We start from the raw sequence: 12,276 nt of genomic DNA, 5'->3' as shown, positions 1-12,276 counted from the left end.
TGCCCACGTGTTACTCACCCGTCCGCCGCTAACGTCATAGAAGCAAGCTTCTAATCAGTTCGCTCGACTTGCATGTATTAGGCACGCCGCCAGCGTTCATCCTGAGCCAGGATCAAACTCTCCGAAGAAATGTTTGACTTGCTCAATTTTAAAAATAAAATTTAACGTTGACGTTTGTCGCTTTGTTCAGTTTTCAAAGTTCAACCGTCGCTCTTGAGCGACTTTTTTATATTAACAAGTTGTCTTTCATTTGTCAACAACTTTTTAATATTTTATTTCTGATGAATTGCGATTGTTTTCCAATCACTCATCAGCGACATTTAATAATTTAACATCTGTACTATATAAAGTCAACACTTTTTAAAAAGTTTTTTTCGTTTTACCAAAAAACCTTATTTACTTCCCTGTTTTCACTGAACCTTAGCAAGATCTTTGAAAGGATTTGGTACTTCTCTTGAATGTTTCGTTCAAGAACTACATGATTCAAACTTTGTTGAAAAGCAACGTTTGTTCTTTTCATTTCTTCTCTGAGTAGTGCTTCTAACTCTAAACACTCCACTTGATTAAATAAACAAATTTTCATTGATTCACCTGCTTTTTGCGACATTGATTCTCAAAACATCAAAATAAAATCAGTCGTTCTTTTCCTTACCTGTTATTAATTGTAGACAAAACGCATACAAATTAGACAAGTACTACTTATTAAATGAGGTGACAAAATGAATATGTTTTATACTATTCGAGCCAAAAGAATCAAACAAACAATGCTTATCGTAGTTGCTGCTTTTTTTACAAGCTTTTTTCTTTATGCTCAACAGACGTTTCACTTTCCTGTTTTTTCAACAGATAACGGTCCACGAGCTGTTTATAAGGCGGATGATAAAAATCCCGAAGTCGCTCTTACATTTAACATCAGCTGGGGAGACGAAAGAGCTATTCCTATTCTAAATGAACTGAAAAAACAGCATATTGAACATGCTACTTTCTTTTTATCTGCTTCATGGGCTGAACGTCATCCAGATGTTGTAGAGCGCATAAAAAAAGAAGGCCACGAAATTGGCACAATGGGCTATGACTATACTTCCTATACAAGCCTAAAACCTAATGAAATTAGACAAGATCTTGCAAAATCAAAGAAAGTCTTTGATTCCCTAGGACTTAAAGATGTTCACCTTCTTCGGCCTCCTAACGGGCAATTTAATAAAGACATCTTAAAATTAACAGCGGATATAGGATATACAACCGTGCACTGGAGCATCGACTCTAAAGACTGGACAAATCCAGGAGTTGAAAAGATTGTATCGAATGTTACAAAGCCTTTAGACGGGGGAGATATTATCTTGCTGCACGCGTCTGACTCCGCTCAACAAACAGCAAAGGCTATTCCATATATCAAGAATTCATTACAAAATAAAAAAGTCTCAAACGTAAGTGTTTCAACATTAATTTCAAATTCAAAAACCCAAGTAAAAGATATCCGCTAAGATCTATTCGCACTGTATATGGAAAGCAAAAGCAGACAAATATACTATTTGTCTGCTTTTGCTATTCTTTCGTGCGTAAGAAGTTTCGGCAAAATAAGAAGTTGATACATATTACAAATTAGAAGTGGAAACACCATAAGGTAAAGCCAGCTTTCTTCGTTCGTTCGCAGCGCAGGGAACCATTCAATTGTCGTTACAACAATCATAAAAAACAGCGCTGGTACAAAAGCCTCTTTATTCGTCTGCTTTTTCTTTGCATACGCCACTAACAACCCTACCGCTAACAAGAAAACGCTTAACAAAATATACTTGCCTATGCCTTCTCCCGGTTGTTGAAAGAACTTATATCGAAAATAAGCAACGTCAAATAATACAAATAAAACAAATACAATTTGAACCGATTTCCAAAGTGATGCAGATTTAAAAATTCCCAATCCAAATCGGTGAATAGTTAAATATGCAAAAAACCCCATTTGACTAATTAAACTAAAAATAAACCCTACGCCTACGAGCCATGTTAAAACAGCAACAATTTCTCCTATCTTTCCTTGTTGAAATAAGTGACCGTATTCCCCCCAGCGCACCGCAAACCCAACAAAAGCTGTACTTATCCCCCCGACAGCTAACGTGGTTAGAAATAGACGAACCCAATTTCGACTATTCACTTCCATCTCCCCCATAAGTTACAAAATTGTACCTTTTCATAAATTGTACCAATCACGTTTTGAAAAATCTAGAGCTCTTTTATGAATAAAAAACCTTGATTATCTCATATTAAGCGTAAGCATATTAGGAAAGGAGCTCATTACTATGAAAAAGCGACTCATGCTCCTCATTTATATAGGAATGTGTATGCTTTTAGCTACAGCCTGTGCACCGCAAGATGAAGAGAACAATGGTATGGATTATGATCAAACAAAGAAAATGGTTGTTGATATTTTAAAAACAGATGAAGGAAAAAAAGCAGTCGAGGCAATTATGAAAGACCCTTCTGTTAGACAAGATATTTTAATGGATCAAAACGCGATAAAAGATACAATTTCTCAAACCCTAGTCTCAGATAAAGGCGTGGAATTTTGGAAAAAAGCCATGGATGATCCGAAGTTTGCTGAAAGCTTTGCTAAAAGTTTGGAAAAAGAAAATAAGACGGTCATCAAACAACTGATGAAAGATCCTGAATATCAAGGAATGCTTCAAGATGTTTTAAAGGATCCGGCTATGGAAAAAGAAGTACTGACTGTTTTAAAGAGTAAAGAGTATCGCACTTATTTACAAAAGATTATGACTGAAACGTTTGATAGCCCTCTTTATCAATCTAAAATTCAAGACATTCTTTTGAAAGCCGCTGAAGAAACACAAGGTGGACAAAAACAAAGCAGCGACGATGGTGGTTCTTCTTCCTCTGGATCTGATTCAGGCGGAGAACAGCAACAGCAGTGATTAAATACGCATCTCATATGAGGTGCGTATTTAATTATGTCATTTATTTTTATTAAAAAACCTAAATAACTTCTTTATATTTTTTAATACTTAGTATTTTTATTGGAATTGTAAACTTTAATTCTTAGCTTTATGGTAAAATATTAGCAATTAACACAATCGTTTTATAGCAAAAGGAGGGAATTCGATGGAATTTCGCGTTATTAAAACGTTTCAAACCATTGTTCGTTTAGGAAGCTTTCAATTAGCCGCTGAATATTTAAAGTACTCTCAGCCTACCATTACACTGCACATTCAAAAGTTAGAATCCGAACTAGGATTTAAGCTTTTAGAACGAGGAAAAAGCATAAAACTTACTGAAGCAGGTAAAATCTTTTACGAGCGGGCAAATATTTTACTAAAGGAATATGAATATCTAAATAACACCTTAAAGGATTATTCAACAGGCGAAGCTGGCACTATCCGTATAGGTGCTCCAGAGCCTACAGCAAGCAGTCGACTGCCTTCCATTCTCTCATTATTTAAAAAAAGATATCCCAACACAGAAATTAGCTTACTCGTTGCAGACGAAAAGCATCTTCATCAACATATACGCAATCAAGAAATTGATTTCGCGATTGGCACTGTCTCAGAATCGTTCAGAGATATAGAATTTGAGGCACTACTAACGGAAAAACTTGTGCTGCTACTACCATTCAATCATGCTCTAACAAAAAGAAAAACAATCTTTGCAAAAGATTTAATACACGAAACGCTGATTACAGCTGGGCACTCTTCCGTTCAAAAGAAAATTGAGCAGCTAATCTTTGAACGAACAGGCCAACTGCCTGCTAAAGTCCAGTTAGGCACTATTAGCACACTTCAGCATTTTGTAAAAGAAAACTTAGGAGTAGCCGTTGTTCCACAAATAAGCGCAACTCTTCCGCCAGATCAAGTGGTGGTTAAAACGATTCATGACTTGCATGAGGGGCCTGCAATCGGCATTTTAAAGCACCAGTCTCACACCGTAAGTACAGCCGGAAAAACATTTTTAGCTCTCTTAAAACAAAACCTTGCATTTGATTTAAAAAAGGCGCAGATTGAACTCTCTGTATAATAGCAAAAAGCACGCGCTGTTCGAGCGCGTGCTTTTCGTTATTTTCCTGTTGCTGCTTTTTCATTTTCGCAAATAAATGCAATCTTGCTTGCAATCTCTCCATATATTTCACCTAAACGATGCGATTCATCGTAAATGGAAGGTGCAAAATCTTCTTCATTCCAGTCAGGCTGACTTAACGGAAGCTGTCCTAACAGCTCTGTCTGAAGTTCCTCAGCGAGTTTTGGACCTCCGCCTTTACCAAATACGTACTCTTTTTCCCCTGTTAGCTGGCTTTCAAAGTAGGCCATATTTTCTACAACTCCAATTACCTCATGGTCGGTTTTCAAAGCCATAGCACCCGCTCTAGCTGCAACAAATGCCGCTGTAGGATGTGGTGTTGTAATAATCACTTCTTTACAAGCAGGAAGCATAGAGTGAACGTCTAATGCGACATCACCTGTTCCGGGAGGTAAGTCTAGTAGAAGATAATCTAATTCTCCCCATTCAACTTCTGTAAAAAAGCTTGTCAACATTTTTCCAAGCATAGGTCCTCGCCAGATAACAGGTGAATTATCTTCTACAAAGAAGCCCATGGAAATAACTTTTACTCCGAAACGGTCAACTGGGATAATCTTTTCACCTTCTACTACAGGACGCTGTGTGATTCCCATCATATCTGGAACGCTGAATCCATAAATGTCAGCATCAATTAAACCAACTTTCTTTCCTAAACGAGCTAGAGAAACGGCCAAGTTAACAGAAACTGTTGATTTACCAACGCCTCCTTTACCGCTGGCAATAGCAATAAATTCAGGTGCATTCGGACTAGTTAGTAAGTTGCCAGTATTCGGTTGCTCAGCGCGGTACTGCTGAAGTTCTTCAGGCGTAAACTCAACAAATCGAAGTCCAACCGACTGTACACCTGCTTTTTTTAATTCTTCTACAATTGTGCCTTGAAGGCTCAGCTGTTCACTAGTACCTGTTTTTGCAACAGCAATCTTCAGGCTTATATGCTGTTTTTCAGATTTAATTGTTATTTCTTTAATCGCATCTGTTTCTGATAGTTTTTTATTTAAAAATGGATCTGTAATTTCCCCTACTACTTCTTTTACTTGCTTTTCCGTTAGCATACTCCCACCACCATGTTAAAATCTATTTATTTATACTATCAAGTATATCATACATATTAGATTTTTCTGAATAGAAGGATGCTATGCTTTTTATTTCGGCTTTTCTCCAGTAAAATACCGGCTGACTCCTTCATAAACGGATTCAGCTAACTTTTTTTGATAGCGTTTCGATTGAAGCATTTTACGTTCTGTAGGATTTGATAAGAATCCTACTTCAACCAAAGCACCTGGTGGCTTAGAATGCTTAAGAAGGTAAAGAGTTTGAATAGCTTTTGCTTCACGACTCGTATTATCCAGATTATTTCTTAGCTCTTGTTGAATGAGTTTAGCCACTTGCTCGTTTTCTTTTAGGGACCCGTAATAGAAAGTTTGAGCCCCTCTCCATGCAGAGGATGGAATAGCATTCAAGTGAATACTTAAGTACAAATCAGCATTGGATTTATTAATCATCGTTAAGCGATTTTTTAAGTCCTCTACTTTTCTGCGACTGTATCCTCTTGTGTCTTTGGCCGCTAGGTCTTCGTCTTTTTCTCTCGTCATAATAACAAGTGCTCCTTGCTCTTGCAGATAGTCCCGAAGCATCAACGAAATTTTAAGAGTTATTTCTTTTTCAAGCACTTCATCCTCTCCTACGGCTCCTCCATCAACACCGCCATGTCCAGGATCTAGTACAATAACTTTCCCGCTAAGAGGGAGTGAAAGCGAACCGGATGATGTTCTATGATCTATCTGATATTGTACAATGACAAAAAGAACGAGAAGCGCTATAATTGTGCTCATTATTTTTACTTTAGACATTTTATCCCTTCCCTTCTTGCCTCACCTATTTATTTCTATATGGGACAAGAACGGGAATTATGAGTACTTTTTAATGCAAACGTAACCGACGTCTTTTTTCTGCAGTACGATAACCTTCTTTCCACCAGTCTTGCACATATCCTTGACACAAATAATACAGACCGTCTTGATAAAGATCTGTTACAGACATGCTGACGGCTCCGTACAATGTATCAATTAAAAGAGACTCTTCTTGCTTACTGTGCTTCTGAAAGTCTTCGTAGCCTTTACCACGTTTACTCACCCGGGCACCTAATAAAAATGATTCGATGGCAATATCAAGACAGTACTCCTCCACATGTTCGTCTCCTAGCATATTCCACTGAAACATGGGATGAAAATAACGGCGCAGCCTCTCTTGAAGCAAATCAAACGACAGTTCTCTTAGGACTTTGCGTTCATATTTCATTTCTTTTTCATAACGTTTTTCTTTTAAATATGTAACCTCGTTCACCATAACGCCTCCCTTTTTTACATATTGTCTGCACAAGCCTTCGTCTCATACGCAAACAACAAATAAAAAAAGCCTTGGTCCAAAGACCAAGGCTTGAAACGTAATATAAAATTAACGTTTTGAGAATTGTGGTGCACGACGAGCGCCTTTAAGACCGTATTTTTTACGTTCTTTCGCACGAGCGTCACGAGTTAATAGACCAGCACGTTTTAATGTTCCACGGTATTCAGGGTCTGCTTCTAATAAAGCACGAGAGATTCCGTGACGAATAGCGCCAGCTTGACCTGCATAACCTCCACCATTAACGTTTACAAATACGTCATAGTTACCTACAGTTTCAGTTAAAGCAAGTGGTTGTTTTACTACTTCACGTAGTGCAGCAAATGGAATGTATTCTTCGATTTCACGACCGTTGATTGTTACGCGACCGTTACCTGGTACTAAACGTACACGAGCAACAGAGCTTTTACGACGACCAGTTCCGTAATATTGTACCTGTGCCAAGATAATAACCTCCTCTTATTAATTATCCGCGAAGTTCGTAAACTTCTGGTTTTTGTGCTTCATGTGGATGTGTTTCACCAGCATACACATGTAATTTTTTGAACATTTGACGGCCTAGGCTACCTTTTGGAAGCATGCCTTTGATTCCTAATTCAAGCATTTTCTCAGAGTAGTTAGTACGCATTTCTAATGCTGTACGTTGTTTCAAACCACCTGGGTGCATGCTGTGACGGTAATAAATTTTATCAGTTAATTTCTTACCTGTTAGTTCGATTTTTGACGCATTGATAAGGATCACGTGATCACCAGTATCAACATGTGGTGTAAAAGTTGGTTTATGTTTACCGCGTAAGATTGATGCTACTTCACTTGCTAAACGACCTAAAGTTTTACCTTCAGCATCGACAACATACCATTTACGCTCTACTTCGTTTGCTTTCGCCATGAAAGTTGTACGCATGAGTTTCCCTCCTAATTTTCATCATCAATTATAAAATTATTTCAACCTTCTATTTCAACACGATTAATTTCCGGGGCTAACCGTGGGGTTAAAATACATACCATATGATATATTATATCTTTAAGCTACTAATGTCAAGAAAATGTTACACCAGGTTTAGTTGTCATAGAAAACGCGCCATAAATATAGTCCTTGCGAAGGCGCAGTTTTCCCTGCACGAGGACGTGATTTGCTTTCTAGAATATCTTTTATAGCATCTGGTTCAATACGGCCTTGTCCCACTTCTAAAAGCGTTCCAACAAGAATACGAACCATATTATACAGAAAGCCACTTCCAACGAATCTAAACACAAGCTGACTATTCTCTTCATACATATCAATCTTGTAAATCGTACGAATCTTATCTTCCACTTCTGTTCTCGCTGAACAAAAGCTTGTAAAGTCGTGTGTACCGAGTAAATATGTGATGGCTTTTTTCATTTTTGAGTAGTCTAATGGATAAGGGTAATGGTATGCATAAGAACGAGTGAAAGGATTTCGATCTTCGCCGCGCAAAATATGATAGCGATACTCTTTTGAAGTAACGTCATACCGGGCGTGAAAATGTGCATCAACTTCACATACATTCTTCATTACAATATCATCTGGTAGCATTGAATTCAATGCTTTTTTCCACTTATCACATGGAATATTTAGGTTTGTATCAAAATGAATGACTTGCCCCTGTGCATGAACATTTGTGTCCGTTCGTCCAGAGGCGTAAATCGGAACTTTTTTGTTATGCATTTTCTCTAAAACGGCTTCAATCTCCAGTTGAACAGTTCGCTTATTGGGCTGAACTTGATAACCTGAAAAGTGTGTGCCGTCGTATGCAACTATACATTTTAAACGTTTCATCTTTTCACCAAACAATCTTTACGTTCTAATCAGCACTAAAACAACTGCTACTGCCAGCAGAAGTAAAAGCATAATTGTATCTATGCTTCCCCATTTCAATTGACGATACTTTGTACGCCCTTCTCCGCCTTTATAACCCCTTGCCTCCATGGCAATAGCTAGCTCTTCAGCACGCTTAAATGAACCTATAAATAGAGGAACAAGTAAAGGAACAACAGCTTTCAAACGATCCGTAACGGGGCCGCTGCTAAAGTCCACTCCTCGTGCTGTCTGCGCTTTAATAATTTTATCTGTCTCTTCCATCAATGTAGGAATAAAGCGAAGAGAAATGGACATCATTAAAGCTAATTCGTGTACGGGAAGCTTAAGCTTTTTAAATGGATTCAGCAAGCTTTCCATTCCATCTGTTACTTCAATAGGCGTAGTCGTTAAAGTTAGCATCGTCGTAATTAAAATTAAGAACAAGAAGCGCAAGGAAATTAAAACACCTTGAATAAGGCCGCCTTTATAGACAGAAAACCATCCCCATTCAAACAAAAGAGGACCTTCCTTTGTCATAAAAATATGCAAAAGAAACGTGATGATAATAATAAACATAACGGGCTTTAACCCTCTTAAAATAAACGAGACGGGCACTTTACTCATGGCCACTATCATAAGGGTATACACACCTAAAAAAGCATAGCCAATAGGGTTATTTGCTAAAAACACAATTAATACATACGCAAATACGAGAAGCAGCTTGGCCCGAGGATCCATTCGATGGACAACCGAATGCCCCGGCACATACTTACCAATAATGATTGAGTTCATCATAATCGTTCACCTTGCTGCATAAGGTGCTGCACTTTCTCTACCACCTCAGAAAAGGTAATAACCGTATCCGATGCTTCAAGCTGAAATTTCTCTTGCAGCTTCAGCATAAAGCGAAGCGATTCTGGAACATCCAATCCATATTCTTTTAACTGCGTATGCTGACCAAATACTTCTCTAGGTGACCCTTTCATCGCAATCGTTCCCTTATTCATCACAATTAGCTCATCTGCGTACATAGCTGCATCTTCCATGCTGTGAGTCACGAGAATCGTCGTCAAGCCTTTTTCTTTATGAAGACGATAAATCATATTCATAATTTCTTGACGCCCTCTAGGGTCCAATCCAGCAGTTGGCTCATCTAAAATTAGCACATTAGGATTCATCGCTAGAATACCTGCTATCGCTACACGACGCATTTGTCCACCACTCAAATCAAAAGGAGATCTGGCGAGAATGTCTTCTGGCAACCCTACTAACTTGATAAGCTCTCTTGCTTTTTGCTTTGCTTCTTTTTCCGAAACGCCATAATTCATTGGTCCAAAAGCTATATCTTTTTCCACCGTTTCTTCAAAAAGCTGATGTTCTGGAAATTGAAACACCACGCCTACTTGCTGACGAATAGCTTTTAAATTCTTTTCTTTTCGATTGGCTTTAATGGTGCGCTCACCGATTTGAATTTCACCAGCAGTTGGCTTCAATAAGGCATTCAGATGCTGTATGATTGTTGATTTCCCAGAACCAGTATGGCCAATAACAGCCAAAAATGTACCTGATTGAATGTTTAAATTTAAGTCATGTAGAGCAATTCGTTCAAATGGTGTATTAACTTGATAACGGTGCTCTACTTCTTTGAATATAATGTCCATAGTTCGTCCACCAAGTCCTCATCTGTTAAATGAATTTTTGATAAAGGAATTCCTACGGAAGCAAAACGATGGCTTAGTTTAACGGAAAACGGCAAGTCTAGTCCAATATCCGTTAACTTGGAACCTAATGCAAATACTTCGCGTGGAGTACCTGTTGCATAGATCTTCCCTTTGTTCATCACAACGACTCTGTCAGCCATTGCTACTTCATCTAAATCGTGAGTAATTGAAATAACCGTCAGTTGTTTTTCTTCTTTTAATTTTCTAACAGTTTCAAGTACTTCAGTTCGCCCAATAGGATCTAACATAGATGTTGCTTCATCTAGAATGATGACAGATGGCTGTACGGCAATTATACCCGCAATGGCCACACGCTGTTTTTGTCCACCTGATAGCTGATGAGGCTCTTGATCCAGAAAAGCACTCATATTGACCATTTCGATTGCTTCAGGTATACGTTTTTCCATAATCTCAAATGGAATCCCGTTGTTTTCAAGCCCAAAAGCAATATCGTCTTGAACGGTTGAGCCAACAAATTGATTATCTGGATTTTGAAACACCATTCCAATCTGCTTGCGCACATCCCATATTGTTTCTTCAGATAAAAGAGTATCGCCCACTCGAACCGTTCCTTTTTCAGGTAGCAAAAGGCCGTTTAGAATTCGTGCCAGCGTCGACTTACCAGATCCATTATGTCCAGCTATCGCTAACCATTCACCTTTATAAGCAGAGAGAGAAAGGTGATCTAATGTTAGGTCTGCTTCAGGATCATATCGAAAGCATAAATCTTTTACCTCTAAAGACATTTCTTTCAACGCTATCTTCCTCTCAGCTTTTTCTATTGCAGCATTGCCTACATTGATTTTTTACGCTATTTACCCAGTTTTAGGTATAAAAAAAGGGCAACGACTAGTTACACACTGTCTCGCCCTTTTCTATCTGTATTAAAAATATTAAACTAATTCAATGATAACCATTGGAGCACCGTCACCACGGCGAGGTCCAACTTTTAAGATACGAGTGTAACCGCCTTGGCGATCTTCGTAGCGAGTAGCAATATCGCTGAATAGTTTTTGTAAAGCGCTTTGACCAGCTTCTTCGTTAGCTACTTCATTACGGATGTAAGATGCAGCTTGACGACGAGCGTGTAGATCTCCACGTTTACCTAAAGTAATCATTTTTTCAACAGTTGAACGTAATTCTTTTGCACGAGCTTCAGTTGTCTCAATGCGTTCACTGATGATTAAATCAGTTGTTAAATCACGAAGAAGCGCCTTGCGTTGTGCGCTTGTACGACCTAATTTACGGTAAGACATGTGAGGTCCCCTCCTTTGTTAAGTAGTTAAACAGGTAGATATAATCAGTCGTCCTTACGTAGACCCAAACCTAATTCTTCAAGTTTAGCTTTAACTTCTTCTAAAGATTTACGGCCTAAGTTACGAACTTTCATCATATCTTCTTCTGTTTTATTAGCAAGCTCTTGTACAGTATTGATGCCTGCTCGTTTTAAGCAGTTGTAAGAACGAACAGATAAATCCAGTTCCTCGATCGTCATCTCTAGAACTTTTTCTTTCTGGTCTTCTTCTTTTTCTACCATAATCTCTGCTTTTTGAGCTTCATCTGTTAAGTTAACGAAGATATTTAAGTGTTCAGTTAGAATCTTTGCACCTAAAGCAACAGCTTTTTCTGGCTCGATGCTACCGTCAGTCCAAACATCCAACGTTAACTTATCGTAATTTGTCATTTGACCAACACGAGTATTCTCTACATAATACGATACGCGAGTAACAGGCGTATAGATTGAATCAATTGGAAGTACACCAATTGGTTGGTCTTCACGCTTGTTAGCATCGGCAGGATTATAACCTCGACCTGTGCGAGCAGTAAGTCTCATACGGAAATGAGCATCTGACTCAAGTGTTGCAATATGAAGATCCGGATTTAGAACTTCGATATCGCTGTCTGCTTGAATGTCAGCAGCCGTTACTGTACCAGGACCTTTAACATCGATCTCAAGTGTTTTCTCTTCATCAGAGTAAATCTTTAACGCTAACTTTTTAACGTTTAAAATGATGTTTGTTACATCTTCAACAACTCCAGGAACTGTTGAAAATTCATGTAATACACCTTCAATTTGAATAGATGTTACAGCTGCACCAGGGAGTGAGGATAATAGGATACGACGTAAGGAGTTACCCAAAGTAGTACCATATCCACGCTCAAGTGGTTCGACGACGAATTTACCGTACTTTCTATCATCGCTGATTTCTACCGTTTCGATTTTTGGCTTTTCAATCTCTATCAATATAA

The 12,276-nt window shown here is 38.3% G+C and carries 16 protein-coding genes and 1 rRNA gene; 3 read left to right on the top strand and 14 right to left on the bottom strand.

The window, feature by feature from the left end:
* A 16S ribosomal RNA gene (locus AC1DEF_RS26380) occupies positions 1-128 on the bottom strand; the annotation flags it as partial.
* Positions 129-379: 251 nt separating this feature from the next.
* Positions 380-607 (bottom strand): hypothetical protein, encoded by a 228-nt coding sequence (locus tag AC1DEF_RS26375; RefSeq protein WP_427076954.1) that lies wholly within the window; start codon positions 605-607, stop codon positions 380-382.
* Between the two features lie 112 nt (positions 608-719).
* On the opposite strand from AC1DEF_RS26375, the gene pdaB reads away from it, so the two are divergent.
* Positions 720-1,484 (top strand): polysaccharide deacetylase family sporulation protein PdaB, encoded by a 765-nt coding sequence (gene pdaB / locus AC1DEF_RS26370; protein ID WP_057242643.1) that lies wholly within the window; start codon positions 720-722, stop codon positions 1,482-1,484.
* A 44-nt stretch (positions 1,485-1,528) separates the two neighbouring features.
* Here the strand turns inward: pdaB and AC1DEF_RS26365 are convergent, their stop codons facing one another.
* The gene (locus tag AC1DEF_RS26365) at positions 1,529-2,149 is read right to left on the bottom strand and encodes a KinB-signaling pathway activation protein (protein WP_043982702.1); all 621 of its coding nucleotides are present in this window, start codon (positions 2,147-2,149) and stop codon (positions 1,529-1,531) included.
* 145 nt (positions 2,150-2,294) lie between these two features.
* Here AC1DEF_RS26365 and gerD point away from each other — a divergent pair, with 145 nt between their 5' ends.
* Together gerD and AC1DEF_RS26355 are read left to right on the top strand one after the other, a co-directional pair.
* The gene (gene gerD, locus AC1DEF_RS26360; RefSeq protein WP_013054964.1) at positions 2,295-2,924 is read left to right on the top strand and encodes a spore germination lipoprotein GerD; all 630 of its coding nucleotides are present in this window, start codon (positions 2,295-2,297) and stop codon (positions 2,922-2,924) included.
* 187 nt (positions 2,925-3,111) lie between these two features.
* Positions 3,112-4,020: a LysR family transcriptional regulator gene (locus AC1DEF_RS26355; protein ID WP_097825349.1), complete on the top strand. Its 909-nt coding sequence runs from the start codon at positions 3,112-3,114 to the stop codon at positions 4,018-4,020.
* A gap of 38 nt (positions 4,021-4,058) precedes the next feature.
* Here AC1DEF_RS26355 and AC1DEF_RS26350 read toward each other — a convergent pair whose 3' ends face one another.
* From AC1DEF_RS26350 to AC1DEF_RS26300, 11 genes are all read right to left on the bottom strand, one after another.
* Positions 4,059-5,132: an Mrp/NBP35 family ATP-binding protein gene (locus AC1DEF_RS26350; protein ID WP_097825350.1), complete on the bottom strand. Its 1,074-nt coding sequence runs from the start codon at positions 5,130-5,132 to the stop codon at positions 4,059-4,061.
* 90 nt (positions 5,133-5,222) lie between these two features.
* On the bottom strand, positions 5,223-5,930 hold the full coding sequence (gene cwlD, locus AC1DEF_RS26345; protein ID WP_097825351.1) for an N-acetylmuramoyl-L-alanine amidase CwlD: 708 nt from the start codon (positions 5,928-5,930) through the stop codon (positions 5,223-5,225).
* Between the two features lie 70 nt (positions 5,931-6,000).
* Positions 6,001-6,426 (bottom strand): DUF2521 family protein, encoded by a 426-nt coding sequence (locus AC1DEF_RS26340; RefSeq protein WP_013081382.1) that lies wholly within the window; start codon positions 6,424-6,426, stop codon positions 6,001-6,003.
* Between the two features lie 108 nt (positions 6,427-6,534).
* Positions 6,535-6,927: a 30S ribosomal protein S9 gene (gene rpsI, locus AC1DEF_RS26335; RefSeq protein WP_013054959.1), complete on the bottom strand. Its 393-nt coding sequence runs from the start codon at positions 6,925-6,927 to the stop codon at positions 6,535-6,537.
* Positions 6,928-6,949: 22 nt separating this feature from the next.
* Positions 6,950-7,387, bottom strand: a complete 438-nt coding sequence (gene rplM, locus AC1DEF_RS26330; protein WP_013054958.1) for a 50S ribosomal protein L13 — start codon at positions 7,385-7,387, stop codon at positions 6,950-6,952.
* 156 nt (positions 7,388-7,543) lie between these two features.
* Positions 7,544-8,284, bottom strand: a complete 741-nt coding sequence (gene truA / locus AC1DEF_RS26325) for a tRNA pseudouridine(38-40) synthase TruA (protein ID WP_013054957.1) — start codon at positions 8,282-8,284, stop codon at positions 7,544-7,546.
* A gap of 18 nt (positions 8,285-8,302) precedes the next feature.
* On the bottom strand, positions 8,303-9,100 hold the full coding sequence (locus AC1DEF_RS26320; RefSeq protein WP_016762726.1) for an energy-coupling factor transporter transmembrane component T family protein: 798 nt from the start codon (positions 9,098-9,100) through the stop codon (positions 8,303-8,305).
* A complete protein-coding gene (locus AC1DEF_RS26315; protein ID WP_097825352.1) occupies positions 9,097-9,966 on the bottom strand; it encodes an energy-coupling factor ABC transporter ATP-binding protein in 870 nt (289 codons plus the stop codon). Before AC1DEF_RS26315 ends, AC1DEF_RS26320 begins: the two co-directional genes overlap by 4 nt.
* Positions 9,942-10,781, bottom strand: coding sequence for an energy-coupling factor ABC transporter ATP-binding protein (locus AC1DEF_RS26310; protein WP_013054954.1), 840 nt, complete (start codon positions 10,779-10,781; stop codon positions 9,942-9,944). The genes AC1DEF_RS26315 and AC1DEF_RS26310 overlap by 25 nt, the downstream gene beginning before the upstream one ends.
* Before the next feature lie 138 nt (positions 10,782-10,919).
* The gene (rplQ, locus tag AC1DEF_RS26305; RefSeq protein ID WP_013054953.1) at positions 10,920-11,282 is read right to left on the bottom strand and encodes a 50S ribosomal protein L17; all 363 of its coding nucleotides are present in this window, start codon (positions 11,280-11,282) and stop codon (positions 10,920-10,922) included.
* A 44-nt stretch (positions 11,283-11,326) separates the two neighbouring features.
* Positions 11,327-12,271 (bottom strand): DNA-directed RNA polymerase subunit alpha, encoded by a 945-nt coding sequence (locus AC1DEF_RS26300; protein ID WP_013054952.1) that lies wholly within the window; start codon positions 12,269-12,271, stop codon positions 11,327-11,329.
* Positions 12,272-12,276: the final 5 nt, after the last annotated feature.

The organism is Priestia sp. 10L35 (assembly GCF_056395685.1).
This window is presented reverse-complemented; position numbering and strand designations above follow the sequence as displayed.